Genomic DNA, 25,700 nt, shown 5'->3' on the forward strand with positions numbered 1-25,700 from the left:
GGTGAGTTTGACTGAATGGTGACAAGGCGCGCCTCCTGTGCCTGCATGGGAGCAGAGCCAACGAGTTTGCCGCGCCATGATGCGAAGCGAGACCTGCTTCTATCATAAGACCGGCGACAAGAGGTTAAACCGGTTCACCCATCCTGTACTATCGGAACGGGCGGAAAAGCTGGTGATAATTGCAGGCACACGGCGTTCCGCCTCGTAAACGTTGTGACCAGGTGGCATCTCCATTGCAGCCCCGAGTCTGTGAATCAACATTATTCGACCTGTGATAAAAAATGGGTGTAAAGATGTAATTGCCTGTGAAAACTCTTGAAACACCAGAGTTTTTAACCGGCATCGTCACTGATTTAACCCGGATGCCGTAGCCGATCGACATTTTATCGACTATTTGTCGCAATTCGACCCAGGAGGCAATTTATGCCGACGGGAGGGCTGCAGGGGTTGCTGCCGCCCATCAGGGCCTCCCAATCACATAAATGTGTCAGTCATGAATGCGTTCAATCCCTTCGAGATCATCTCCGGCGATACCAGCCGAGGCTTGGTGCTGCTTGCCGACCACGCCATGAACCGGCTGCCGCCGGACTATGGCCGGCTCGGCCTGCCCGACAGCGCCTTCGAGCGGCACATTGCCTATGACATCGGCGTGGAGGGACTGACCCGCCACCTCGCCGCGCGGCTTGGCGTGCCGGCCGCAATGACCTGCTTTTCACGGCTGCTGATCGACCCCAACAGAGGCGAGGACGATCCGACGCTGATCATGAAGATTTCCGATGGCGCAATCGTGCCCGGCAATCACCCGATCACGGCGGAGCAGTGGCAGCATCGCATCGAGACCTTCCACCGCCCCTACCACCAGGCGGTCTCGCAGCTGCTGGCCGATGTTGCCGCTGAGAGCGGCAAGGCACCGCTGGTGCTTTCACTTCATTCCTATACGCCAGCCTGGAAGGGCGTGCCCAGGCCCTGGCACGCCGCTGTGCTCTGGGACACCGATCACCGCGCCGTGTATCCGCTGATCGAGGCTCTGCGCGCGCCCGGCGACATCCTTGTCGGCGACAACGAACCCTATGACGGGGCCTTGAAAGGCGATACAATGTATCGCCATTGCATGATAACGGGTATGCCGCATGCGCTGCTTGAGGTGCGCCAGGACCTGATCGGCGACGAGGCCGGCATCCTCGCCTGGGCGGACCGGCTAGAGCCGATCTTCAGCACCCTCAACGCCAACCCTGCCCTGCATGAATGGCAACAATTTCCCTCCCGCACCGGACCCTATCCGGTCGCAACGGCGTGACCGGAGATCAAGTGATGAGCAAGATGACCAGGGAACAGCAGACAGAACTGGAAGCGACGGCGTTCCGCAGGCTTCTCCAGCATCTGCGCGAGCGCGACGACGTGCAGAATATCGACCTGATGAACCTCGCCGGCTTTTGCCGCAATTGCCTGTCCAACTGGTATCAGGACGCCGCCGATGCCAAGGGTCTGGAGATCACCCGCGACGAGGCCCGCCATCACGTCTATGGCATGCCCTACGAGCAGTGGAAGGCGCAGCATCAGAAGGAAGCGAGCGAGGCCCAGAAGGCCGCCTTCGAAGAGTCGCGCCCGAAAGACGAGACCGATTGAGACACAACCAAGAGCCGTCTCGGCTGCGGCACCCACCCCATTCACCGACCTGCCAGCCAAGACATTCACGCTGAAATGCGTGAAATGGCTTGACGTAACGCCCCGTTCACGGCAGGTCACGCCCACCTGATTGAACATCCCCAGCAAGGAGATCCCCATGTCTGATGCTCATGGCGTCGCCCGTGACCAACTTCGCGCCTTTGTCGAGCGCATCGAACGTCTGGAAGAAGAAAAGAAGACCATCGCCGACGACATCAAGGATGTCTACGGCGAGGCCAAGGGCATGGGCTTCGACACCAAGATCCTGAAAAAAGTCATCGCGCTTCGCAAGAAGGATGAGCAGGAACGCATGGAAGAAGATCTGATCCTCGACACATACCTGCACGCGCTCGGCATGATCGAAAACCCGCCGGAAGGCTAAAGTCTGCCGGGAAAATTGAAAACCAGTTTTCCCGAAGACGAAGCATCTTGTGGTCTGTCTCGTTCAATCTGAACCTGTCAGGCTATAAGGCTCCTAAGCACCAAGGCTCCAGCAAACACGAAAAAACCCGCCGAGGCGGGTTTTTTTATGCCGTTTTTAAACTTGATCAGTCTGTGTTCGCGGCACCATCCACGAAATCTTATCGCACAGCTCCGAAGCGACCGGGATCGATCGCCTGGGCGCCAGGCGTGAAACCGGACTGAGCCGCCTCGACCGGAGTGGTGATCGCCTTGGTGACGACACGGCCACCGCGGCCAGCTTTGCCAGGAACCGGCCCTGCAACCGGGTTGGAGCCGGGCTCAAGCTTGTTCTTGTTCATGGCCCATTGCGAAATCATCGTCCGCGTCAGCTCGGTGCCACCGCTCAGACCACGGCTCGCAGCATCGGCTTCACTTGGACCGGGCCTCGCGCCCTTGACTGGCAGCGCCGGCTCTCCGGCATGGGCCGTTGCCTTGGGCTGGTCGAAGACATCGCCGAACTGGCCAGCGCTAGGCTTGACCCGCGATGGCGGCGTGAGGGCGGCAACCTGCTGAGCCTGACGATCAGGCTTAGCCTGCACCGGAGCCTGGGCCTGCACCGGAGCCTGGCTTGGCAACGGACCCTGGGTCAATACGGCAACCCCTCTTGGCTCTGGCGCGGCAGACTGCGGACGCTCGGCCGGGGCCACTGGCCGGATCTCAGCCGTGGTTGTCTCAGGCCGGTCACGCGGGATAACGACGGTCTTCATCGGCGCGCCGTCCTGGCTCTGCTGCAGCGCTTCTGCAGCAGCAGGCGAGAGCATGGCTTCCTCTACGGTCTTCGGCTCGTCATTATCCTGCGAGGCCATCTGCGGACGTTGCTGCGGCAAGGTCGCGGCCATCGCATCGGCCAATGCCGGACGTGCGGCAGGAACCGGAATATGCGCGTCGGACGAACCATCGTCGGTGGCGTTAAGCGACGCGGTCATCAACGGCTCGGCATCACCCTTCATGCCGCGCTGACCAAGCAAGGTCGGCACCGGAATCTTGTAGGAGCCGAGATCCTCGAAGCCATTTTGCTGCTGAGGGTTAGGGTTACTTCCAGGCGAGTTGCTGGCAACCTTCTGCAGGGCATCCTCGGCGGCATTGCGGCCACCCGGCGAATAAAGCGCAACGGCAAGGCTTTCATCACCCGGACGGAACGACGGACGCGACTGCGGCACGGGCGCTGCGATATCAGGTGCGGCGGAGGCCACGGCAACAGGTGTCGGGCTGGTCGGCGTCGGGTTGGTCAGCTCAGCTGGCCTTTGAGTGGCAGGAGGCGCGGATGCGCGAACCGGTGCGGCTGGCGCCGAATCTTCGTCGCCCTCGTCTTCGTCACCGCCACCAAACAGCATCGCCATCAGGTTTCGAGGTCGCCCTCGCGATGAAGGTTTGGCATCCGCCATTAATATCTGCTCGGACCCCAGTCGTTGTTTATATTCCGCGAGCGCCAATTGGTATCCGGGCAACGGTTTGCCATCGGCTGGTATGTGCAAGGTCTTGCCGTCAGGGAACATGCGCACCAATTCGTCGCGCGGAACACGCGGCCAGGAGCGTACACCCGCAACGTCCATATGCACGAAAGGCGACCCGGAATTGGGGTAGTAGCCAACGCCGCCCGCCTGGAATTTCATGCCGATATCACGCAGGTTCTTCAGCGGCACGCCGGGAATGAAGAAGTCCATGGCCGTGCCATGCATATGCTGGCTTTCCTTGGCGACGCCTGAGGAGCGCGAGCGCAGCATGGCATTGGTGGCCGGCGAGCGATAACCGGAGACGACATAGATATAGCCGCTGGCTCCAGCCTTCTGATAGACCGACCAGACCAGATCGAACAGGCGCGGATCCATCTTGGTGGCTTCGTTACGCCGCCAGTCGCGCAGAATATTGTTGAGCTGCTGCAGACCCTTGGGATCGTAGCGTCCATTGCGCTTGAAGGTGATTTCCTGCTTTTCGCCGGTGTGAACGAACAGGATTTTCAGCGAACGGGTTTCGGCGGCAGCGGAACTTGCCGTTGCCGAAAGCGCTGAGAAGGCGACCATCATAAATACGAGAGCCGTCAGGACCAGCTTGGATATGTTCGCCCAAAGCGTGGCCGCGCGGTCAAACCGCCCGGGCCCACAGGGCGATACAAATACACCAGAAATCCGCAAAATCCGTCCCCGTCAGAAGTCTATTCGCACCTTTATCACATGACTGTGAAATACGGTATCTACATGGCAAATTTGCCACATCGGTCGGATTGATTCATATATGGTGAACCAAATGATAACAACCCATTGACAACCAGTAATCAATCATCCTTACCCGGGGGTTAACACTTAAACGTCCGATGGACGATTTGTTAGCTTCCGAGCACGAACCAATTCAGCCTTTTTTGGCTAAAACCCAGCTCCTTATAGCCCCAAATGGCAACGCCGCCCACCCTTTCGGGTGCGCGGCGCATTCACATTTTCAGTCTTTAACAGGAACCTGCGACGTCAAGCCGCGTGCTTCTGCGGATTGTCAGGATCGATGCCGTAATCCTTGAGCTTGCGATAGAGCGTGGAGCGGCCGATGCCGAGCTTGCGCGCCACCTGGCTCATCTGCCCCCGGTAAAATTTCAGGGCAAACCGAATCAGCTCTTCCTCGATCTCGGCCAATTGGCGGACATTGCCGGTCTCGTCGATGCTGACGATGACATTGTCGAGCGCCACCGGCCTCGGCTCGTCGGCCCGCGGGGCGGGCAGACGGTCGATGAAGGCCAGTTCCGGCCGATCGGTATTGCGCGCCGCCGACTGGTCGATCAGGCTTTCACCACCCACGGCACCCGCCAGGAACTTGTCCTGCGACAGGCCGCCGGGGATCTGTGCCACGATCTGCGGGAAATCGGCTTCGGTCAGGTCAGTGCCTTCAGCCAGGATCACTGCCCGGTAGATGGCGTTTTCCAGCTGGCGGATATTGCCCGGCCAGTCGAAGGCCGTCAGCAGGGCAAGTGCGCCAGCGCTGAGTGTCAGAGTGCGCGCCAACCGCTGTTCAGCCGAGAAGCGCTCGGTAAAGGCACGCGCCAGGAACGGAATGTCTTCCTTGCGCCGGCGCAGAGCTGGAATGGTGATCGGGAAGACATTGAGGCGATAGTAGAGATCTTCACGGAATCGGCCAGCCTTGACCTCTTCGATCAGGTCCTTGTTGGTCGCAGAGATCAGCCGCACATTGACCTTCTGGGTCTGGCGGGCGCCGATCACTTCGATCTCGCCTTCCTGCACGGCGCGCAGCAGCTTGACCTGGGTGTCGAGCGGCAATTCACCGATCTCATCCAGGAACAACGTACCGCCGTCAGCCTCGGCGAACTTGCCGATGTGCCGTTCAGCAGCACCGGGGAAGGATCCCTTTTCATGGCCGAACAGGATGCTTTCGACCATGTTCGGCGGAATAGCGGCGCAGTTGACGGTGACGAACGGCCGCGAGGCGCGATCGCTGCCTGCTTGAATGGCCCTGGCGACCATTTCCTTGCCGACGCCCGATTCACCTTCGAGTACGACAGGAATATTCGACTGGGCGGCACGGCGCGACAGGTCGATAACCCGCGTCATGGCCGGGCTTGCCGAAATGATATCCGAGAAATGCACGGCACCGGTGCGTGAACGGCGCGCAGGACGGGCCTTGGCGTCACGCTGCTCGACACGCAGTGCATTGGCGATAGCGGACGCGATACGCTCTGGCGAAACCGGCTTGACGACGAAATCGAAGGCACCGGCCCGCATGGCATGCACGACAGTGTCGATGCCGCCCTGCCCGGTCTGGACGATCACGGGCACATCGGCCTCCTGTCCGCCGATGGCGACCAGGAAATCGAGACCGGAGACGCCGGGCATCATCAGATCGAGAAGAACGACGGAAATTTCAGACTTATGTTGACGGAAATAGGCAAGGCCTGCTTCTCCGTCTTCGGCCAGATGAGCAACATGCCCCTGGCTTTCCACTGCAGCCTTCAACAACCGGCGTTGAACCGGATCGTCATCGACAACGAGAATATGAGCGGTCAATTTAAGCTCCCCGAGTCATTATGGCGTCTGGCGCCTGTTGAAACTTTGGACCACGTCCGCACGAGGCAAAACCGCCGGAGACAATCTCCGTCTGCGATCCTGCCTTGGGACACGGTCCAGAATGCTGATCGAATGCTGTTCAATCCCGTTTCCGGCAGCAATCGGCGCAAGCCCAGCCGTCTTGCAAGCAAAAAGCTCTTTTTGAAGCAAAGACTTCATCGCAAGCAATGGCTGTAACCGTCGTCCCTACCCGCAAAGTGCCATGGAGACTTGAAAAACCGGTTCCAACTTTCGCTAGGATTTTAGCTATAGCCCGCCAATCTGTCCGCTTCGATACAATGTCCATCAAAAAAGACTGGAAAACGCCGGAAATTCCCGGCCTTCGGCACAGTCCAAGCCGCCCGCACCGAATTTTTGTCGGATATCGGTACAAAGCTTCGTTAACTAATTTGCCAGATGGACGGGGCAGATGGCAAGCGCTGAAATGCGTCTCGGACACCATATCCTGTTGCCGCGCGCATTTGCCGTGCTAAGACTGGACATCGTTTTAGCCGCACGCCGCACGCGGCGCCCTTGCCAAACAGTGGCGAAGGCGCAAAAGGCGGTGCAAAAGCCCTGACCAGACCGTCAAAAGTGACAAGACCCTCAAAAGGGAGAGATCATGCCGTTCACCTCGCTCCACACCCGCTTCATGGCCCCACAGTCCCCATCAGATGCCTCAGCATCCGCTGGCGGCGCCGGTCCTGGCCTTGGCACCTTGCCGGAATGGCGGTTGAGCGATCTTTACCCCGCCCCGGACTCGGATGTTTTCAAGGCCGATCTCGCCAAGGCGAGCGAAATGAGCCTCGCCTTCGAGACCAAGTGGAAGGGACGGCTGGAAGATGCCGCCGGCAAGGACGGCGATCACGGCCTGGGCGCAGCCTTGAAGGATTTCGAGGCGCTGGAGGATCTGCTCGGCAAGATCGGCTCCTATGCCGGACTTTATTATTATAGCGAGATGACCAAGCCTGAGAACGGCAAGTTCTTCGGCGATGTGCAGGCAAAGCTCACCGACCTCTCCGCCCATCTTCTGTTCTTCACGCTGGAGCTGAACCGGTTGGAAGATGCCGTGATCGATGCGGCCATCGCCCGCGATCCCGCCACCGCCCATTATAAACCCTGGCTGATCGACCTGCGCCAGGACAAGCCCTACCAGCTGGACGACAAGCTGGAACAGCTATTCCTGGAGAAGTCACAGACCGGGGCCGCCGCCTTCAACCGGCTGTTCGACGAGACGCTGGCCAGCCTGCGTTTTGACGTCGATGGCACCGAGTTGACGCTGGAACCGGTGCTGACCATGCTGCAGGAGGCCGATCCGGCCTTGCGCGAAAAGGCGGCGAAGGCGCTGTCGAAAACCTTCAAGGACAATATCCGCATTTTCGTGCTGGTCACCAACACGTTGGCCAAGGACAAGGAAATTTCCGACCGCTGGCGCGGCTTTGTCGATATCGCCGACAGCAGGCATCTGTCGAACCGGGTCGAGCGCCCCGTGGTCGATGCGCTGGCGGCGGCTGTGCGTGATGCCTATCCGCGCCTGTCGCACCGCTATTATAAGATGAAGGCCAAGTGGCTGGGCATGGACCAGATGAATTTCTGGGACCGTAATGCGCCGCTGCCCGAGAGCATCGACCGGGTCATCCCCTGGGATGAGGCCCGCGACACGGTTCTGTCGGCGTATGGCGGCTTTGCCCCCGACATGGCCGCGATCGCTGCCCGCTTTTTCGATGGCGGTTGGATCGATGCGCCGGCCCGCCCCGGCAAGGCGCCGGGCGCCTTTGCCCATCCGACCGTGCCCTCGGCCCATCCTTACGTGCTGGTCAATTATCTCGGCAAGCCGCGCGATGTCATGACCCTTGCCCATGAACTCGGCCATGGCGTGCATCAGGTTCTGGCCGGCGGCCAGGGCGCGCTGATGTGCCAGACACCTTTGACGCTTGCCGAAACGGCCTCCGTCTTCGGCGAAATGCTGACCTTCCGCGCCCTTCTCGAAAAGGCAAGCGATGCGCGCGAGCGCAAGGCGATGCTGGCCCAGAAGGTCGAGGACATGATCAACACGGTCGTGCGCCAGATCGCTTTCTACGAATTCGAGCGCAAGCTGCACACCGCCCGCAAGGAGGGCGAGCTGACGGCAGAGCGGATCGGCGAACTTTGGCTGTCGGTGCAGGAAGAGAGCCTTGGACCGGCGATCAAAATTTCCGAGGGCTATGAAACCTGGTGGGCCTATATCCCCCACTTCATCCACTCGCCCTTCTATGTCTATGCCTATGCCTTCGGCGATTGCCTGGTGAATTCGCTCTATGCGGTCTACCAGAATGCGGACCAGGGCTTTCAGCAGAAATATTTCGACCTGTTGAAGGCCGGTGGCAGCAAGCACCATTCGGAGCTTCTCGCACCCTTCGGCCTCGATGCGACCGACCCATCGTTTTGGGCCAAGGGCCTGTCGATGATCGAAGGGTTGATCGACGAGTTGGAAGCGCTTGATGCTGCTCAGTAAGTGAAGAGGCGGCACCGATATGGCCGAGGCCGGGATGTCGTCTCCCTTCATTCTGTTTCGCAATGACAAGAGCGGCGAGACACTTGTTTTCGCCGATCCGGTAGAGATCGTCACGGCAACCAGCGGCGACGAGATCCAGCCGGCGCTGGCCCGGCTGGAACAGGCACGGCAGGCCGGCTACTGGCTTGCCGGCGCATTGTCCTATGAGGCCGGCTTCGTCTTTGAAGACAAGCTGAAACCACTTATTCCAAACGGTCGGCCAACGCCGCTCGTGCAATTCGGCATTTTTGCGGCCCCTGCCGGGCCGGACCATCGGCTTGCCCAGCCCCTGCAGGAGACCAGCCTGCCAACGCAGCTGGAAGACCCACGCGCGACCTGGGATGTCGATGCCTATCGCCAGCGTTTCGAGATCCTGCACCAGCATCTGCGCCAGGGCGATTGCTATCAGGCCAATCTGACCATGCCTGTCGAGGCGAGCTATCGCGGCAACGCCTGCACCCTGTTCTGGTCGCTGATCGAGCGCCAGCCGGTGTCTTACGGTGCGCTGGTCTCCCTTGGCGGGCAAGCCATCGTCTCACGTTCGCCGGAACTGTTCTTCAAGGTGGATGAGGCCGGCTTCATCGAAACTCATCCGATGAAGGGCACCGCGGCGCGCGGTCGCGACGCCGCCGAAGACGAGGCGATAAAGGCGGCAATGCTGGCCGATGAAAAGACCCAGGCCGAAAACCGGATGATCGTCGACCTCCTGCGCAACGACCTGTCGCGGATCATCGAGACCGGCAGCCTCAGCGTACCGAAACTATTTGCCATAGAAACCTATCCGACCCTGCATCAGCTGGTCAGCCACGTGCGCGGCAAGCTCTTGCCCGGCATTGGCCTGCCCGCCATTCTCGAAGCACTGTTTCCCTGCGGCTCGATTACCGGCGCACCGAAGCTCGCCGCCATGCAGATCCTGCACAAGCTGGAGGCCGGGCCACGCGATGTCTATTGCGGTGCCATCGGTTTTTGCGATCCGGCCGGCCCAATGCGATTTTCCGTTGCTATCAGAACCCTGACTTTATTTGGTCAAGAAGGTACATCGGAACATAACTGTGAAGCAGAGGGGCTTTCCAAAAGTGTTCGCGCAGTTTTCAATGTCGGTGGCGGCATTGTATTTGATTCGCAGCCCGGCCCCGAATTTGAGGAATGTCTGCTCAAGGCGCGCTTTGCGGTAGGTGATCGATGGATTTCACGTTGATTGAGACGCTCCGCTGGGAGCCGGACCAGGGCTTCATCAGGCTCGACCAGCATCTGCGGCGCCTGTCGCGCTCGGCCGATGCGCTCGGCTTTCGCCAGCCGGTCAAGCCCGAGGCGGCGCTGAAGGAAGTGGTGAGCGGCGAAAAGCCTTTGCGGGCGCGGCTGGCGATGAATTTCCGTGGCAAGCTCGAGGCGACCGCTGCCCCTTTCGAGCCGATTGGCGAAAACACCATCTGGCGCATCCGCATCGCCGAAAAGACCCGGCTGAATTCGCAGGACACGCTCTATCGCCACAAGACATCGCGACGCGATCCCTATGACGCCGCCCGCGCCGAATTTTCCACCGATGAGGCAGAGGAAGTCCTGCTCCTCAACGAGCGCGGCGAAATCTGCGAGGGCAGCTTCACCAGCGTCTTCGTCCAAGGGCTGGACGGCATGCTGATCACCCCGCCGCTTTCCTGCGGCCTGATCCCCGGCATTCTGCGCGCCGACCTGATCCGCGAGCGCAAGGCCCGCGCCGAGGTGCTGAAACCCGAAAGCCTGCACGGCCGCGCCATCTTCGTCGGCAACAGCCTGCGGGGCCTGATCCGCGCCGAACTGGTGGAAGACCAGCAACGGGCCGTGGCGTAACCGGTCCTGACGCGTTTGCGCGGTATCGGCTCCACAAAACAGTGCGGGCACACCGCAAGGCTAGGCGCGCGTCTTTATTCTGTCGTTGAATTATGATCTAGGAGCAGTGAGCGAACCGGCCAGACTATGGCCGGGTCCAAAAATCAGTGCGCCTACCGCCACGCCTTCCAAGGAGATAATGTATGACCACCCAGACCTATCCGGTTTACGGCGAGATCACCGGTCCGATCGTGATGATCGGCTTTGGTTCGATCGGCCGTGGCACGCTGCCGCTGATCGAACGCCATTTCAAGTTCGACAAGAGCCGGATGGTGGTCATCGACCCGCGCAATGACGAAGCCGAACTGCTGGCCAAGCATGGCATCAAGCACATCCAGGCGCATGTCACCAAGGAAAACTACAAGGACCTGCTGAAACCCTTGCTGACCGAAGGCGAAGGCCAGGGCTTCTGCGTCAACCTGTCGGTCGATACCGGCTCGCTCGACCTGATGAAGCTCTGCCGCAAGCTCGACGTTCTCTATATCGACACGGTTGTCGAGCCCTGGCTCGGCTTCTATTTCGACAAGAACATGAAGAATTCCGAGCGCACCAACTATGCGCTGCGCGAAACCGTGCGCCAGGAAAAGAAGAAGAGCCCGGGCGGCACGACGGCTGTCTCCACCTGCGGGGCCAATCCGGGCATGGTTTCCTGGTTCGTCAAGCAGGCGCTGGTCAACGTCGCCAACGAAATCGGCCTGAAATTCGAAGAGCCTTCGGTCAATGACCGCGAAGGCTGGGCCAAGCTGATGAAGAAGGTCGGCGTCAAGGGCATTCACATTGCCGAGCGCGACACCCAGCTGGCCAAGAACCCGAAGCCGCTCAACGTGTTCTGGAACACCTGGTCGGTCGAAGGCTTCATCTCGGAAGGCCTACAGCCCGCAGAACTCGGCTGGGGCACGCACGAGACCTGGATGCCGAAGAACGCCAAGAAGCACAAGAAGGGCTGCAAGGCCGCGATCTATCTGGAGCAGCCGGGCGCCAATACCCGCGTACGCACCTGGTGCCCGACCCCCGGCCCGCAATACGGCTTCCTCGTCACCCACAACGAATCGATTTCGATTGCCGATTACTTCACGGTGGAGAAGGATGGCGAAGTCGCTTATCGCCCGACCTGCCATTACGCCTATCATCCGGCCAATGACGCTGTCCTGTCGCTGCATGAAATGTTCGGCAATGGCGGCACCGCCCAGCCGGTTCTGCATGTTCTCGACGAGCACGAACTGGTCGACGGTATCGATGAGCTCGGCGTGCTGCTCTACGGCCACGACAAGAACGCCTACTGGTACGGTTCGCGCCTGTCACTCGAAGAAACCCGCCGCATCGCACCTTACCAGAACGCAACCGGCCTGCAGGTGACTTCAGCGGTTCTGGCCGGCATGGTCTGGGCCATCGAAAACCCCAAGGCCGGCATCGTCGAAGCCGATGAGATCGATTACAAGCGCTGCCTCGAAGTGCAGTCGCCCTATCTCGGCCCGGTCGAAGGCCATTACACCGACTGGACCCCGCTTGACGGCCGCCCGGGCCTGTTCCCGGAAGAGCTGGACGAGAAGGATCCCTGGCAGTTCAAGAATATCCTGGTGCGCTAACACCAGTTAAGCCGCTCTAGACGGAACGGCTGAGAGAAGAAACGAAACGCCTGCCGGCCCCTTGGGTTCGGCAGGCGTTTTTGCACGACAACATCGTGCGCCATATATGGCGCCCAAAGGTTGGCTGTAGCACTTCATATCTGCTGCATAATTCCTTAAGTCGATGCCGATTTAAGGAATTATGCAGGAGCGGTGGAACAACAAACGCATGTCTGTGTTCAACGCCCGGCAACAAGGCGCCAAGCCTTGCTTTCACCTAATCTTCGCGGCATGGTCGCTTCGGGATTGAAGATATCGACGGCGGTACCAGCCGGATGGAGACTGTCATGAAGGTCAAAAGCTTAGCCACCCTGCTCATCGCGAGTTTTGCCGTATCCTCCTGCATGAGTACGCAGCAGCCACGCCAGGTTGCCTACAATGCGCCGCCACCGGCTGGCGTCGATGGCGCCTGGGTCGATCCGAACGGCATCGTCTCTACCTTCCAGGGCGGCACTTTTGCCACCCGCTCCAGCGATACAAATGCGCTGCTGGCCTCCGGCACCTATACCAACACATCGCCGAGCCTGGTCGAGATCAACATGACCTCGCTGGTGCGCAAGACCCAGTCACGCGTCAACTGCGCGCTCGTCGCCGCCGACCAGCTGAACTGCACGACCGACTCCGGCTCGAATTTCTCGCTGCGCCGCAAGATCTGAGCGTTCGAGACCCCTGTGAATTTGCAGAGCCGGCCGGCATCGGTCGGCTTTTTGCTTATTTAGGCTCTTTTTACTTGCCGTGGGATGCATCGGATGGAAACATGCAACTGCTCGCAGCAACCCGAAAAAACCGTCACAGAACAAGGGTAGTGAAAAAGGGCATTTACGAAAATCAGGAGATACGGATGTTAAAGAGATTTAGATTTGGCCTGCTCAGCGCCTCGGTTCTGGTCCTGTCGTCGAGCGCCGCCTTTGCCGATTTCGAACTGAACATCCTGCATATCAACGATTTCCACTCCCGCATCGAGTCGATCAATAAATACGACGCTACCTGCTCGACGGATGAAGAAAGCAAGAACCAATGCTTCGGCGGCGCTGCCCGCCTTAAAACGGCACTGGACCAGACCCGGGCTGCCCTTGCCGGCAAGAACATCCTGTCGCTGAACGCCGGCGACAATTTCCAGGGTTCGCTGTTCTACACGACCTATAAGGGCGCAGCCGAACTTGAAGTGATGAACACCCTGAAGTTCGACGCCATGACGCTTGGCAACCACGAATTCGACGACGGTGAAACCGCCATTGCCCCCTTCCTCGACAAGGTGAAGTTCCCGGTCGTGGTCGCCAATATGGAGGTCAATGCCAGCTCCAAGCTGAAGGACAAGTTCAAGCCATCTACCGTCATCGAGATCGGTGGGCAGAAGATCGGCATCGTTGGCGCCATTACACCTGAGACGGTGGAACTTGCCTCGCCCGGCCCGACCGTGAAATTTTCCGACGATGTCGCCGCCATCACAACAGAAGTGCAGAAGCTGAAGGCTGAGGGCGTCAACAAGATTATCGCGCTCACCCATGTCGGCTATCACCGCGATATGGAGATAGCCAAGATCCCCGATGTCGACGTGGTTGTGGGCGGCCATTCCCATACGCTGCTGTCGAACACGGATCCGAAGGCCGAAGGACCCTACCCGACCATGGTCGACAACCCCGGCGGCTATAAAGTGCCAGTCGTCACCGCCGCCTCCTACAGCAAGTATCTCGGCGATCTCGACGTGGTCTTCGATGACAATGGCGTGGTGAAGAGCGCCAAGGGCGACCCGATCCTGATCGATTCAAAATTCAAGCCCGACGAGGCCATGGCCGAGAAGGTGAAGGAACTGGCCGGTCCGATCCAGGCGCTGCGCCAGAAGGAAATCGGCGAAAGCGACGGCCCGATCGACGGCGCCTCGACCACCTGCCGCGTCAAGGAATGCGCCATGGGCAACCTTGTTGCCGAAGCCATGCTGGACCACGCGCGCGGTCAGGGCATCAGCATCGCCATCCAGAATGGCGGCGGGCTGCGCGCCTCGATCGGCGGCGGCAAGGTCACCATGGGCTCCGTTATCACGGTCCTGCCTTTCCAGAACACGCTTGCCACCTTCCAGCTCAAGGGCTCGGATGTCGTGACAGCACTTGAAAACGGCGTCAGCCAGGTGGATGACGGCGCCGGACGCTTCCCGCAGGTCGCCGGTCTGAAATACAGCTTCGACCGCTCCAAGCCCGCCGGCAGCCGCATCGTCGATGTGCAGGTCAAGGACGGTGACGGCTTCGTGCCGCTCGACAAGACCAAGCTCTACGGCGTCGTCACCAACAATTACATGCGCTCGGGCGGTGACGGCTACAAGATCTTCTCGACCGCCGGCCAGAATGCCTATGACTTCGGCCCTGATCTTGCCGACGTCACCGCCGATTTCCTGACCAAGCACTCGCCATATAAGCCGTTTACCGATGGGCGTGTCAGCGAGGTGACCCCGGCCGGCTATGTTGCGCCCGCCGCCCAGCCGAAGACCGCAACCGGCGCGCAGGCCACAGCGCCCGCACCCGCGCCTGCCACAACCACACCTGCCGCCCCTTCCCCTGCTCCAGCCGCGCCTGCAACTCCAGCACCTGCAACTCCGGCGCCTGCAGCACCCGCCCCGGCAGCTCCGGCCGTCTCGGCACCTCCGGCCGCCGCCCAGCCGACCAAATATACCGTCGTAAAGGGTGACAGCCTCTGGAAGATTGCCGAGGCTACGTATGGCAATGGCGAGGACTGGACAAAGATCGCCGGTGCCAACAAGCTGAGGCACCCGAACCATATCGAGATCGGCGACATGCTGACGCTGCCCGCGAAATAACCGGGAATTGTAGCGGATCGCGACTACTCGTTTTGGAATCTTGCGGCCCGGACTGTTCCGGGCCGCTTTTTCATTCTGGACAGTGATCTTTTCTCGGTCCAAAAGCGTAACGTGAGCATCGAATTCTTGAGCAGGGTAGTCAAAATATGAGCGCGACCGTGAACCATCTCCCCGCCGAACATCCCAAGGTCAATTTCGGCAAGGTCGGCGTGCTGCTCGTCAATCTCGGCACGCCCGATGGCACCGATTACACCTCGATGCGCCGGTATCTGCGGGAATTCCTCAGCGACAAACGGGTGATCGAGTGGTCGCGTCTGTTCTGGTATCCGATCCTCTACGGCATCGTGCTCAACACCCGCCCGGGCAAGGTGGGCAAGGCCTATGCCGAAATCTGGAACAATGATCTGAACGAAAGCTACCTGAGGACCTATACTCGCAACCAGGCAGAGAAAATGGCCGCCTCTCTCGGCGACCTGCCGAATGTGGTGGTCGACTGGGCGATGCGCTATGGCCAGCCCTCGATCAAGTCACGCATGGACGCGCTGCAAAAAGCCGGCTGTGAGAAGATCCTGCTCTTCCCGCTCTATCCGCAATATGCCGCCGCCACGACAGCCACCGTCAATGACGAAGCCTTCAAGGCACTGCTGAAGATGCGCTGGCAGCCGGCGCTGCGCACCGTGCCGCAATATAGCGACGACCCCGTCTATATCGACGCGCTCGCCAACTCCATCGAGGCGCATCTGGCTAGCCTCGATTGGGAACCGGAACTGGTGCTGACCTCGTTCCACGGCATTCCAAAGTCATATTTCATGAAGGGCGATCCCTATCACTGCCAATGCTACAAGACAGCACGCCTGCTGCGCGACCGGCTGGGCTGGCCGAAGGAAAAGCTGATGGTGACCTTCCAGTCCCGCTTCGGGCCGGAGGAATGGCTGCAGCCCTATACCGACAAGACGGTCGAGAAACTGGCGAAAGACGGCGTCAAACGCATCTGCGTCATCAACCCCGGCTTCGTTTCCGATTGCCTTGAAACGCTCGAGGAAATTGCGGGGGAAGCCGGCGAGATCTTCCACCACGCCGGCGGCGAGAAATTCAGCCATATCCCCTGCCTGAACGACAGCCCTGACGGCATGCGGGTTCTCGAAAATGTCGTGCGGCGCGAATTGCAGGGCTGGGTCTGACAGCGTGTCGCCGCCGCCTACCCGTCGCGGCCTATTGAAAGCCTCTACCGGCTGGATGGCGTGCCTTGCCGCGCTATATGCCATGCCGGAAGGTTTCGCCAACGCGGCGACAAAGGCGGAGAGGCGAGCGATGTTCGAAACGATCGACGAGGCGCGGCGCAGATTGCAAGACGTGTTCGACCCGGCGCAGGTCGAAACCATAATCACGGCTCTGCAACCCTGTCTGGGCTTCGCACCAAGCGGTGCCAAGTCCGCGCCGGGACAGACCCGGATCGGCGGCCAACCGGATCTTGGTCCTGGCATCGAATGGCCGATTCGTGAGGTGCCGGCCAATCTTGACGAGATTGCCAAGCGGGGCGGCTTCAACCACGGCGACAGGATATTGCGTGACCTCAGCCAGCCGCGTGCCTATGAATTTCTCCTACAGATAAGTCTGGAAGAAGCAGCTGCGGTTAGCCCCCTCGCCGCAGAATTGCTGCCGTCAGAGGGGCGACTGCTGTTTTTCTACGATGGCAGCAGCGGACCCTGGCGCAGCGATGCCGCTGCCTGCCGGGTAATCTGGGATCGGAGCGCACCTGACGGTCTCAAGGAAATGCCCCTGCCGCAATCCCTGATCGTGCAGCGCGACGCCTTTGTTGCGGAGTGGAATGAAGCGGCTGCGGGCCGCGGCACTCTCCCGCCTTATCCTCTGGACAAAAGCCCGTTTTGGGGGCCGAAAAGACCGATGCGGCTGGCCAGCCGTCTCGGGCTGCCAAACTTCTTGTCCCTGGAAGCACAGTCCAATGCGGGCCTGCTCAAGCTCCTCGAGAATGATGAGACGCGGGAGGACTATGACAGCTTCTTTGCGCAAGCATGGGAAGGAACAGGACAGCTGCGTCAACAATTTCTCGGTGCGCCGCTGCCGGAACAGGACGACCCGCGCTATGACGCCGTTGTCGAGATAGAGTATCCGCAAGGGCCACCAAGGGGCGAGGCATGGAAGGCGGCGTTCCCGAGGATCGAGGCAGCCGCCGCCGACTGGCTACTGCTGATGCAGGTCAGCCAATCGGACTATTTGCAGGACCGCTCGGTCGAAGGCACCGTCTATTTTGTGATCCGCAAGGACCATCTGGCGGCAAGGGCCTTCGACAAGGTATTGCCGATCTATCAGCAGACCTGACCTTTTATACCAAGGCGCGAAGATGCTGACGCATCCTCGCCTTGAAAGAATTTCGAATATCTCAGATGCATCAGCGGCTTGAGATATTCGAAAATGGAATACGAAGAGCCGTCTTCAACGACTCTTCGTATTACGCCTCACGCCGGGTTCCAAATACCGGCGCGGCGGTCAGACGGGCGCCGAGTTGGATGCCCGGTTTTTCGATCAGCCGGTAGGTAAGTCGTGCAAGACCGTAGCTCGCAACGACTGTGACAATCGGCACGGCGATCTGGAGCACGGTGCTGGAGACGCCTAGCCGGGTCAGAACCATGATCGACACATAGAGCGGGATCATATGGACGAGATAGATGGAATAGGAAATCTCGCCCAAATGCGCTGGTAGCCGCTTGCCGAGCAGCCTTGCTGGCAGATGCATGACGCTATGCGCAGGTGCCGCAGCCGACATCAAAACCATGGCCCAGAGCGAGAGTGGCAGAAGCTGGGTTATGCCTTCGCGGGCGATGCCGATTGCGGCAAAACCAAGCGCTGCCGCAGCCCAGCCGCGCCATTCATGGCGGCGATCGAAAGCCAGATAACTGCAGATGCCGACGCCGAAACGCGCGATCTTGTAGCCGATAAAGCCGCCTGGAAGCAGATCCGTCATCAGGATCAGCGCCAGGAAGGTCGCAATACCGATCAGCCAGCGCTGGCGCTTCGCCAGGCACCAGAGAAAGAACGGCGCGAGCAGATAGAATTGCCATTCCATCGAGATGCTCCAGGCCTGACCGACGATTGTGTAGGGCGCGCTATCAAGCACCTGCCCCGGGATAACCCCCTGCAGCAGCGGCACATGCACGAGCAGCTGCTGGCCGAGGGAATCCAATCCCTGCTGGGCTAGGTAAAGCCGGTTGGCATTGGCTGGCGTATCGAAGGGAATATCCTGCCAGGCGGCGACCTGCACACCAAGCAGCAGGGTCGAAACCGCCAGCACCACCAAATACAGCGGAAACAGCCGGAACCCGCGCCGGACGATATAGATGCCGAGCGGCTCCGCCTTGCGGTCGATCAGCCGTGCGATAACGAACCCAGACAGAATGATAAAGACGTCCACGGCGAGCGTATTGCGATCGATGATCGGTATATGCCAACCGAAGGATAGAGAAATATGACCTGCCACCACCCACCAGGCCATGAAACCACGAAGCCCCTCAAGAGACTTTATCTTGAAACTTTCCGACGATTTATTTTGCATCATCCCGCACAATACTCATGCCGCTCCCATTATATGTCCCATAATTGGACGAAAGCGGACCCCCTACCTAAAGTTATCTTAGACTCTCTTGCACTGGCTTTAAAAGCCCGCCCGGAACCTGTCTATCTTCAATTGAGATGCCCCCAAAAAAGCATGGTTACGTCGCTCCCCTCAAACCGGATCACCCGCTGGGCGATTATTAGCCATTACAGATCTCGCGCAAAAGCAAACATTAATGATTAAGCGCTAAATTGGTTCCATCGGGAGTGATCCGCGGCGTGCGGAGGGAGTAATTATGCGCATTAATGCCAAAATTTATTTGCTGGTTTTCGTTCTTGGGCTTGCTGCCACGATTATCGGCGCTATGGGCATTTTCGTAACGGTTCGATACGACACCAAGACCGTTCAGATTGACAACCTCTCGGAGCGCGCCTTCCAGGGCGAGCATCTCAACCGATTGATCACGACAGTCGTCATGGAATCGCGTGGTATCTATGCCGCGAAATCCAAGGAAGACACGGAGAAGTTCGCCAAGGGCCTGCTGGCGGCTCTCGACGATATCGATGCCACAACAAAATTCTGGAAAAGCCTTGTTCCCGAAACCCAGATGCCGGCTTTCCAGGCCATGGTCGACAAGACCGTCGAGTTCCGAAAATTCCGCATGGAAACTGTGCGGCTTGGCAAGGAAGTCGGCCCACCGGCAGCAAACGAGCAGGGCAATAACGAAGGCAATCGAGCCAATCGCAAGGCATTGCAGACTCAGGTCGATGCGGTCGTCAACGCCGACAAGGCGGAATTGCAGGAGGTTACCGATTCGCTTGCAGGCTTCCAGAAGACGATGATGGTGCTGATCTCTTCGGTTACCGTAGTTGCGGTTTTGGCCGGGCTCGGCCTTGGCATCTATATCGGGGTCAAGCAGTTGAGCCGCCCGATCGTGCAACTGACCGGCGCGATCAAGCGCGTGGCCGACGGCGATTTCGACGCAGAGGTGCCTGGCGCCGATGGCAAGGACGAAATCGGCGACATGGCCCGCGCGGTCGAAACGTTCAAGCGCAATGGCCAGGAAGTGGCCAGGATGAATGCCCAGGAAAGCGCACTGCGCGCTAAAAGCGATGACCTGCAGTCGAGCATGGCCGTCGTCGTCGCCTCGGCCGCAGATGGCGATTTCGCCAAGCGGATCGATAAGCGCTATGACGACCCGAATCTCGACCTTTTCGCCGCAAATATCAACGAATTGATTGCCAGCGTCGACCGCGGCGTCGGCGAAACCCGCCGGGTCATCGCCAATCTGGCAAATGGCGATCTCAGCCAGGAAATGCAGGGCCAGTTCCGTGGCGCCTTCGGTGAGCTTCAGATCAATGTTAACGCTACCTTCGCCCGGCTGCGCGAGACGATCTCCGGCATTCGCGCCAAGACCGATACGATCAGTGGCAGCACCGAACAGCTCAGCAGTGCTTCGAACGATCTGTCGATGCGCACCGAACGTCAGGCAGCAGCCCTCGAGGAAACGTCAGCCGCTCTCGACCAGATCACTGTCGTGGTCCGCGGCTCTTCGGAACGCGCCCAGGAAGCCAGCCGGATCGTATCCGAAGCCAAGGACAATGCCGAGCAGTCGGCCGAAGTCGTGCGGCAGGCGGTTGAGGCCATGGGCCGGATCGAAAACGCCTCACGCGAAATCTCCACCATTATCGGCGTGATCGACGAGATCGCCTTCCAGACCAATCTTCTCGCGCTGAACGCGGGCGTTGAAGCCGCCCGCGCCGGCGAAGCCGGCAAGGGCTTCGCAGTCGTTGCCCAGGAAGTGCGCGAACTCGCGCAGCGGTCGGCCAATGCCGCAAAGGACATCAAGACGCTGATCGCCAAATCTGGCCAGGAAGTCAAAGGCGGCGTCAAGCTGGTGCAGAAAACCGGCGAGGCCCTGACCAAGATCGAAAGCCGGGTCCTGATGATCAACGACCATATCCATTCGATCGCCAGCGCCGCGAAGGAACAGGCAACCGGCCTGCACGAGATCAACTCGGCACTGAACCAGATGGACCAGACCACCCAGCAGAACGCTGCCATGGTCGAGGAAACCTCTGCCTCGACCCACACCCTGTCCGACGAAGCCAAAAATCTCGTCACACTGCTCAGCCATTTCAAGACCGGCAATGCATCCGCCGCCGCCTTTTCCGAGCCAAGGCGCGCCCAGCAGCAACCGGTTCAGCACCAGGCCATGCAGCATCAGGCAGCCCAACGCCAGGCAGGACCAAAGCCGGCGTCCTCCGCCAGCCACGCGCCGGCCAGTTCGCCAGCCAGGGCACGGGTTCAGGCTGTCGCCAAAGCCTTCGGCGGCGGATCACAGTCCGCGGCACGGGACGAGTGGGAAGAGTTCTGAGCCCAGTCCTTTGAAAGAGCCTCCCCGATGTCTGCCAGGCAGGCCTCGGGGAGGCATGGTCCGTAGCGTCTCGACCCTTCCGCCCCTTGCCGAAGCTGAGGCACGGGCGCTTTCAAACGCCGCGCTTGTTACCCCAGAGCAGCACATGCAGCTGCGGCAATACGCGGGCGGCAAACCAGCGATCCTCCACCACCCGGTCCACCAGCCAATGCATGCGGGTCATGATACCCTCCATGTCGATGCGGGCATCGTCGTCTTCAGGCGGCGGCGGAGTGTGGTTTCCGGGCTGGAGATAAACCGATACCTGCGGATGGCGAGCGGCGGCGGCCTTCGCATAGGCATAATCCGCCTCATCAAAGACGATGAATTTCAGCACGATCTGCGGGCCGTCGCCGGCTGCGGCAAGACAGTCCGCCAGCGCTGCCCAATCAGTCTCCATACCGCTTGATGGTGGTTTGGGAGACAGGACCAGCACGTCGAGATCGGCAAACCAATCGCGGGCGATCGACCCTTGCGTTTCCAGCGCAAAGCGATAGCCGCGCCGATGGCCATGGGCGATCAGTGGGCCAAGCGGCTGGATCGCCGGATTGCCACCCGACAGCGACACCATCAGCGGCTCACCGCCCGACAGCTGCTCGACGTCAGCCCAGATCGCCTCGACGCCCATGGCCTGCCAATCATGGCGAAACCGGGTTTCGACTGCGTGTAGACTGTCGCACCAGGAACAGCGGTAATCGCAGCCGCCGGTGCGCACGAACACCGTGGGCTGGCCGATCAGCACGCCCTCCCCCTGGATGGTCGGCCCGAAGATTTCGCTGATCCGGATCGCCGTTTCCGATGCAAGATTAGGACCGCTCACGGCCGATACTCCGCCCAGGTCTTTTGTGTCTCGCTGACCCGGACGGCGGAGGTCTCAGTAAAGCGCTGCTTGCACCAATCGTAGAAGTGCCTTGCCAGACATTCCGCCGTCGTCTTGTCGTGGCCCAGCACCTCGTTCAAATGCCGATGGTCAAAGCATTCGTCGATATAGGTCTTCAGCACCTTGAGCTCGTGATAGTCGCGCAGGAAGCCGTGTTCGTTGAGCTCTTCGCCAGACAGCTCGACCTCCACCACGTAATTATGCCCATGCAGCCGGGCGCATTGGTGATCGGCCGGCAGGCCCTTCAATTGATGCGAGGCGGAGAAGTGGAATTCCTTGGTGATCCGATACATCCGCCTCAGGCCTCCGTCGCCTTGAAGCCCGACGTTGCGGCCTTCCAGAAATCGGGATCTTCATACTCGGTCGGGTCCTCGACACCGGCGAGATGAAAGGCTTCGCGCCGCTCGACGCAGGTGCCACAGCGGCCGCAATGCTTCTCGCCGCCCTTGTAGCAGGACCAGGTTTCAGCAAAGGGCGTGCCGTATTTCACGCCTTCGGTAACGATATCAGCCTTCGATATCGTCACAAAGGGAGCGAGCAGTTTGACATCGGCGTAGCCGTCCAGCGCCTGCATCTGCATGGCCTGGAAGGCGTCGATAAAGCCCGGCCGGCAATCGGGATAGATGAAATGGTCGCCGCCATGCACGGCAAGCGCCACGGCATCGGCCTTTTTGGCTGCCGCAACCCCGAAGGCAATGGCCAGCATGATGGCATTGCGGTTCGGTACGACAGTGATCTTCATGGTCTCTTCGGCATAATGGCCGTCGGGTACGTCGAGATCGTCGGTCAGCGCCGAACCGGTCAGGCTGGCGCCGATATTGGTCATGTCGATGACCTGATGCGGCACGCCGAGCCGCTTTGCCGCGCGCGCGGCGAAATCCAGCTCTTTCTTATGGCGCTGGCCGTAGTCGAAAGAGATCAGGCCGATCAACTGCTGCTGCGCCGCAATCTTATCGGCAAGCGAAACGGAATCGAGTCCGCCGGAGCAGACGACGAGTGTCTTCATAGTTCTAGTCCTTGTTTTGTGACCGGGTAGGCTGCGACCGGTGGTGAAAAAACCGCGATCCTGTTAGCGCAGAAGCCACGCCTTGCCTACCCGCCCGGACGGGTAAATCACCTGACCGACCCTAAATGGCTGCGCTTGGAGGGCGTTCCACTGGTAAGAAGTCGGCACTCTGCCTACATTACCGGCAGGAATTCACTGTGGGGAACCAGAATGTCCGGCTTCGATATCGTCGTTATCGCCCTTGTGGGCTTCGTCATCCTTGTGCTGATTGCCGGCATCAAGACCGTGCCGCAGGGCTACCGCTATACGGTGGAGCGCTTCGGGCGCTATACTCGCACACTGGAGCCGGGCCTGAACATCATCACTCCGTTCATCGAGACCATCGGCGCCAAGATGAATGTGATGGAGCAGGTGCTGGCCGTTCCGACCCAGGAAGTGATCACTAAGGACAATGCCAGCGTTTCTGCCGACGCTGTCACCTTCTATCAGGTGCTGAACGCCGCCGAGGCCGCTTATCAGGTTGCCAATCTTGAAAACGCTATCCTCAACCTGACCATGACCAATATTCGTTCGGTCATGGGCTCGATGGATCTCGACGAACTGTTGTCCAATCGCGAAGTGATCAATGATCGGCTGCTGCGGGTGGTGGATGAGGCCGTGCGCCCTTGGGGTATCAAGGTCACTCGTGTCGAGATCAAGGACATCCAGCCACCCAAGGACCTCGTCGATGCCATGGGCCGACAGATGAAGGCCGAGCGCGAAAAGCGCGCCCTGGTGCTGGAGGCTGAAGGTTTCCGCAACGCCCAGATCCTCAGAGCCGAAGGCGCCAAGCAATCGGCCATTCTCCAGGCCGAGGGCCAGCGTGAAGCCGCTTATCGCGAGGCCGAAGCCCGCGAGCGTCTCGCTCAGGCCGAAGCCAAGGCGACGGCACTGGTCTCGGAAGCGATTGCCGCCGGCGATGTCCAGGCCATCAACTACTTCGTGGCCCAGAAATATACCGAGGCCATGACTGCCATCGGCAGCGCCTCGAATTCGAAGATCGTACTGATGCCTATGGAAGCCTCCTCGCTGATCGGCTCGCTTGGCGGCATCGGCGCTATCGCCCGTGAAGTGTTTGGCGGCGACGCCCCGCAGCAGGTGGCCAGCAGCGCCCGTGCCGGTGGCTCGACCAGAAGCGTGCCGAGAACCTCTGCGGCAGCACCTGTCAATCCTTTCGCAAAACCCGAGGAATGACCCGTCATGTTCGTCGCGCTGATCGATCAATGGGGTCTGTGGAGTTGGTTCGTACTGGGGCTGGCGTTACTGGCGCTCGAACTGGTCATGCCGGGCATGTTCATGGTCTGGATCGGGCTCGGCGCCATCGCAACCGGGCTTCTGTCGCTGGCTTTCTGGAGTGACGCCTTCTGGCCCTGGCAGGTGCAGGCCCTATCATTCGCAGCGCTTTCAGTCGTGGCGATCCTGCTCGGCCGCCGGTTTCTGCGCTCTGACGCCAGCCGTTCCGACGAGCCGCTCCTCAACCAGCGCACCGCCAGCCTGATCGGCCGCACCGCGACCCTGCAGGAGCCGATCCGCGAAGGCCGCGGCCGCATCAGGCTCGACGATACATTCTGGAGCGTCTCCGGCCCGGACCTCTCCACCGGCACCCGCGTCATCGTCGTCTCCGCACGGGGCGGCGAACTGACGGTGGATGCGGCCTGATCTCTGCTTTTCAGACACAAAAAAGGGGCGAAAATCGCCCCTTATGTCCTTGCAACAAACTAGTCCTCAGGCCACGCCGATCCGCAACAGGTCGTGGAAGTGGATGATACCGCTTGGAGCGCCGTCTTCGTCGGTGACAAAAAGGGCGGAAATGTTGTGCTGGTTCAGGATCGCCATGGCTGTTGTGGCCAGGGTTTCCGTATGCACCGTCTTCGGGTGGCGGGTCATGACCTCTTCCACCATCCGCTCACCGAGATTGCGGTTGAGGTTACGGGCAATGTCGCCATCGGTGATGATACCGACGAGGCGGCTCTCAGCATCGGTCACGCCAACGCAGCCGAAACGCTTCTGCGACAGCATAATGATTGCTTCCGGCACCGAAGTGCCAACCGGCACCAGCGGCACTTCATCGCCAACATGCATCATGTCGCCGACATGGGTCAGCATGGCGCCGAGCTTGCCTCCCGGATGGAAGGTCTTGAAGTCGTTGGGGCCGAAGCCGCGGGCTTCCAAGAGCGCCAGCGCCAGGGCATCACCCATCGCCATCTGCATCATCGTCGACGTCGTCGGTGCGAGACCATGCGGGCACGCTTCCTGCACCTTCGGCATCAGCAGCACGATGTCGGCTTCGCGCGCCAGCGTCGACTGTTCGCCAGCAGTAATCGCGATCAGCGGGATCGAGAAGCGGCGGGTAAACGACAGGATGCCATGAAGTTCAGAGCTTTCACCGCCCCAGGAGAGCGCGATGACCACATCGTCGCGGGCAATCATGCCGAGATCGCCGTGATTGGCTTCAGCCGGATGGATAAAGAACGCCGGCGTGCCGGTCGAGGCGAAAGTGGCGGCGATCTTGCCGCCGATATGGCCGCTCTTGCCGACGCCGGAGACAATAACCCGACCTGAGCTTTTGCCGATCACGTCGATCGCGTTGCAAAATGGCCCGGCAAGATATCCTGCCAGAGCCTCTTCCAGGGCCGCCAAGCCGCTTTGTTCGGTAGCGACGACGCGCAATGCAACCTTGATGGCGCTTGCCTCAACGAGTTTTACAGCCAGCTTGTTCATGCGTTTTCCATAGCGCTAACGGACTTAACTGTCCATTCACCCTTGCCTACAGAGTGTAAGAAAA

General features: G+C 60.0%; 21 protein-coding genes. 14 read left to right on the forward strand and 7 right to left on the reverse strand.

All coding sequences use genetic code 11. The features are described from left to right. The first annotated feature begins 493 nt into the window (after positions 1-493). The 3 genes from BJF91_RS15780 (at position 494) to BJF91_RS15790 (ending at position 2,047) form a co-directional block, all read left to right on the forward strand. On the forward strand, positions 494-1,297 hold the full coding sequence (locus tag BJF91_RS15780) for an N-formylglutamate amidohydrolase (RefSeq protein ID WP_075615391.1): 804 nt from the start codon (positions 494-496) through the stop codon (positions 1,295-1,297). 14 nt (positions 1,298-1,311) lie between these two features. Next, positions 1,312-1,626 (forward strand): DUF1244 domain-containing protein, encoded by a 315-nt coding sequence (locus BJF91_RS15785; protein ID WP_075615392.1) that lies wholly within the window; start codon positions 1,312-1,314, stop codon positions 1,624-1,626. 157 nt (positions 1,627-1,783) lie between these two features. Beyond that, positions 1,784-2,047 (forward strand): DUF2312 domain-containing protein, encoded by a 264-nt coding sequence (locus tag BJF91_RS15790; RefSeq protein WP_015917069.1) that lies wholly within the window; start codon positions 1,784-1,786, stop codon positions 2,045-2,047. A gap of 199 nt (positions 2,048-2,246) precedes the next feature. On the opposite strand, the gene BJF91_RS15795 is transcribed toward BJF91_RS15790, so the two are convergent. Both BJF91_RS15795 and BJF91_RS15800 read right to left on the reverse strand, forming a co-directional pair. Further along, entirely contained in the window at positions 2,247-4,151 is a 1,905-nt protein-coding gene (locus BJF91_RS15795) for a DUF882 domain-containing protein (protein WP_075615393.1), read from the reverse strand. A 435-nt stretch (positions 4,152-4,586) separates the two neighbouring features. Beyond that, positions 4,587-6,131: a sigma-54-dependent transcriptional regulator gene (locus BJF91_RS15800; RefSeq protein ID WP_075615394.1), complete on the reverse strand. Its 1,545-nt coding sequence runs from the start codon at positions 6,129-6,131 to the stop codon at positions 4,587-4,589. Between the two features lie 691 nt (positions 6,132-6,822). On the opposite strand from BJF91_RS15800, the gene BJF91_RS15805 reads away from it, so the two are divergent. The 8 genes from BJF91_RS15805 (at position 6,823) to BJF91_RS15840 (ending at position 17,343) form a co-directional block, all read left to right on the forward strand. Next, entirely contained in the window at positions 6,823-8,664 is a 1,842-nt protein-coding gene (locus BJF91_RS15805; RefSeq protein WP_075615692.1) for a M3 family oligoendopeptidase, read from the forward strand. 19 nt (positions 8,665-8,683) lie between these two features. Further along, positions 8,684-9,901: an aminodeoxychorismate synthase component I gene (locus tag BJF91_RS15810; RefSeq protein ID WP_075615395.1), complete on the forward strand. Its 1,218-nt coding sequence runs from the start codon at positions 8,684-8,686 to the stop codon at positions 9,899-9,901. Continuing rightward, a complete protein-coding gene (locus BJF91_RS15815) occupies positions 9,886-10,530 on the forward strand; it encodes an aminotransferase class IV family protein (protein WP_075615396.1) in 645 nt (214 codons plus the stop codon). Before BJF91_RS15810 ends, BJF91_RS15815 begins: the two co-directional genes overlap by 16 nt. A gap of 182 nt (positions 10,531-10,712) precedes the next feature. Further along, positions 10,713-12,155 (forward strand): homospermidine synthase, encoded by a 1,443-nt coding sequence (locus BJF91_RS15820; RefSeq protein WP_075615397.1) that lies wholly within the window; start codon positions 10,713-10,715, stop codon positions 12,153-12,155. 326 nt (positions 12,156-12,481) lie between these two features. Beyond that, entirely contained in the window at positions 12,482-12,850 is a 369-nt protein-coding gene (omp10, locus tag BJF91_RS15825; RefSeq protein ID WP_075615693.1) for an outer membrane lipoprotein Omp10, read from the forward strand. Between the two features lie 185 nt (positions 12,851-13,035). After that, entirely contained in the window at positions 13,036-15,003 is a 1,968-nt protein-coding gene (locus BJF91_RS15830; RefSeq protein WP_075615398.1) for a 5'-nucleotidase C-terminal domain-containing protein, read from the forward strand. Between the two features lie 146 nt (positions 15,004-15,149). Further along, on the forward strand, positions 15,150-16,184 hold the full coding sequence (hemH, locus tag BJF91_RS15835) for a ferrochelatase (protein ID WP_075615399.1): 1,035 nt from the start codon (positions 15,150-15,152) through the stop codon (positions 16,182-16,184). A gap of 130 nt (positions 16,185-16,314) precedes the next feature. After that, positions 16,315-17,343: a DUF1963 domain-containing protein gene (locus BJF91_RS15840; RefSeq protein ID WP_075615694.1), complete on the forward strand. Its 1,029-nt coding sequence runs from the start codon at positions 16,315-16,317 to the stop codon at positions 17,341-17,343. Between the two features lie 130 nt (positions 17,344-17,473). Here the strand turns inward: BJF91_RS15840 and BJF91_RS15845 are convergent, their stop codons facing one another. Continuing rightward, on the reverse strand, positions 17,474-18,577 hold the full coding sequence (locus BJF91_RS15845) for an acyltransferase family protein (RefSeq protein WP_083943326.1): 1,104 nt from the start codon (positions 18,575-18,577) through the stop codon (positions 17,474-17,476). Between the two features lie 292 nt (positions 18,578-18,869). On the opposite strand from BJF91_RS15845, the gene BJF91_RS15850 reads away from it, so the two are divergent. Further along, complete coding sequence (locus tag BJF91_RS15850) at positions 18,870-20,951, forward strand: methyl-accepting chemotaxis protein (protein WP_075615401.1); 2,082 nt, start codon at positions 18,870-18,872, stop codon at positions 20,949-20,951. Positions 20,952-21,063: 112 nt separating this feature from the next. On the opposite strand, the gene queE is transcribed toward BJF91_RS15850, so the two are convergent. Genes queE through queC form a run of 3 tightly spaced genes read right to left on the reverse strand, consistent with a single transcriptional unit; the run spans position 21,064 to position 22,876 of the window. Continuing rightward, positions 21,064-21,810 (reverse strand): 7-carboxy-7-deazaguanine synthase QueE, encoded by a 747-nt coding sequence (queE, locus tag BJF91_RS15855; RefSeq protein WP_075615402.1) that lies wholly within the window; start codon positions 21,808-21,810, stop codon positions 21,064-21,066. Continuing rightward, a complete protein-coding gene (gene queD, locus BJF91_RS15860; RefSeq protein WP_075615403.1) occupies positions 21,807-22,163 on the reverse strand; it encodes a 6-carboxytetrahydropterin synthase QueD in 357 nt (118 codons plus the stop codon). The genes queE and queD overlap by 4 nt, the downstream gene beginning before the upstream one ends. 5 nt (positions 22,164-22,168) lie before the next feature. Beyond that, positions 22,169-22,876, reverse strand: a complete 708-nt coding sequence (queC, locus tag BJF91_RS15865) for a 7-cyano-7-deazaguanine synthase QueC (protein WP_075615404.1) — start codon at positions 22,874-22,876, stop codon at positions 22,169-22,171. Between the two features lie 210 nt (positions 22,877-23,086). Here queC and BJF91_RS15870 point away from each other — a divergent pair, with 210 nt between their 5' ends. Further along, entirely contained in the window at positions 23,087-24,109 is a 1,023-nt protein-coding gene (locus BJF91_RS15870; protein WP_075615405.1) for an SPFH domain-containing protein, read from the forward strand. Positions 24,110-24,115: 6 nt separating this feature from the next. Then, positions 24,116-24,574 carry an NfeD family protein gene (locus BJF91_RS15875; protein WP_075615406.1) on the forward strand — a complete coding sequence of 153 codons (459 nt, stop codon included), beginning with the start codon at positions 24,116-24,118 and terminating at the stop codon, positions 24,572-24,574. 66 nt (positions 24,575-24,640) lie between these two features. On the opposite strand, the gene BJF91_RS15880 is transcribed toward BJF91_RS15875, so the two are convergent. Beyond that, positions 24,641-25,636: a KpsF/GutQ family sugar-phosphate isomerase gene (locus BJF91_RS15880; RefSeq protein ID WP_075615407.1), complete on the reverse strand. Its 996-nt coding sequence runs from the start codon at positions 25,634-25,636 to the stop codon at positions 24,641-24,643. Between the last annotated feature and the right edge of the window lie 64 nt (positions 25,637-25,700).

Source organism: Gillisella taibaishanensis (genome assembly GCF_001938985.1).
GTDB lineage: Bacteria > Pseudomonadota > Alphaproteobacteria > Rhizobiales > Rhizobiaceae > Allorhizobium > Allorhizobium taibaishanense.

Bases quoted from the DNA above. Each gene is read 5' to 3' on its own strand.
- BJF91_RS15780 (WP_075615391.1), top strand. From the start codon at position 494: ATGAATGCGTTCAATCCCTTCGAGATCATCTCCGGCGATACCAGCCGA.
- BJF91_RS15785 (WP_075615392.1), top strand. From the start codon at position 1,312: ATGAGCAAGATGACCAGGGAACAGCAGACAGAACTGGAAGCGACGGCG.
- BJF91_RS15790 (WP_015917069.1), top strand. From the start codon at position 1,784: ATGTCTGATGCTCATGGCGTCGCCCGTGACCAACTTCGCGCCTTTGTC.
- BJF91_RS15795 (WP_075615393.1), bottom strand. From the start codon at position 4,151: ATGATGGTCGCCTTCTCAGCGCTTTCGGCAACGGCAAGTTCCGCTGCC.
- BJF91_RS15805 (WP_075615692.1), top strand. From the start codon at position 6,823: ATGGCCCCACAGTCCCCATCAGATGCCTCAGCATCCGCTGGCGGCGCC.
- BJF91_RS15810 (WP_075615395.1), top strand. From the start codon at position 8,684: ATGGCCGAGGCCGGGATGTCGTCTCCCTTCATTCTGTTTCGCAATGAC.
- BJF91_RS15815 (WP_075615396.1), top strand. From the start codon at position 9,886: ATGGATTTCACGTTGATTGAGACGCTCCGCTGGGAGCCGGACCAGGGC.
- BJF91_RS15820 (WP_075615397.1), top strand. From the start codon at position 10,713: ATGACCACCCAGACCTATCCGGTTTACGGCGAGATCACCGGTCCGATC.
- omp10 (WP_075615693.1), top strand. From the start codon at position 12,482: ATGAAGGTCAAAAGCTTAGCCACCCTGCTCATCGCGAGTTTTGCCGTA.
- BJF91_RS15830 (WP_075615398.1), top strand. From the start codon at position 13,036: ATGTTAAAGAGATTTAGATTTGGCCTGCTCAGCGCCTCGGTTCTGGTC.
- hemH (WP_075615399.1), top strand. From the start codon at position 15,150: ATGAGCGCGACCGTGAACCATCTCCCCGCCGAACATCCCAAGGTCAAT.
- BJF91_RS15840 (WP_075615694.1), top strand. From the start codon at position 16,315: ATGTTCGAAACGATCGACGAGGCGCGGCGCAGATTGCAAGACGTGTTC.
- BJF91_RS15845 (WP_083943326.1), bottom strand. From the start codon at position 18,577: ATGATGCAAAATAAATCGTCGGAAAGTTTCAAGATAAAGTCTCTTGAG.
- BJF91_RS15850 (WP_075615401.1), top strand. From the start codon at position 18,870: ATGCGCATTAATGCCAAAATTTATTTGCTGGTTTTCGTTCTTGGGCTT.
- queD (WP_075615403.1), bottom strand. From the start codon at position 22,163: ATGTATCGGATCACCAAGGAATTCCACTTCTCCGCCTCGCATCAATTG.
- queC (WP_075615404.1), bottom strand. From the start codon at position 22,876: ATGAAGACACTCGTCGTCTGCTCCGGCGGACTCGATTCCGTTTCGCTT.
- BJF91_RS15870 (WP_075615405.1), top strand. From the start codon at position 23,087: ATGTCCGGCTTCGATATCGTCGTTATCGCCCTTGTGGGCTTCGTCATC.
- BJF91_RS15875 (WP_075615406.1), top strand. From the start codon at position 24,116: ATGTTCGTCGCGCTGATCGATCAATGGGGTCTGTGGAGTTGGTTCGTA.
- BJF91_RS15880 (WP_075615407.1), bottom strand. From the start codon at position 25,636: ATGAACAAGCTGGCTGTAAAACTCGTTGAGGCAAGCGCCATCAAGGTT.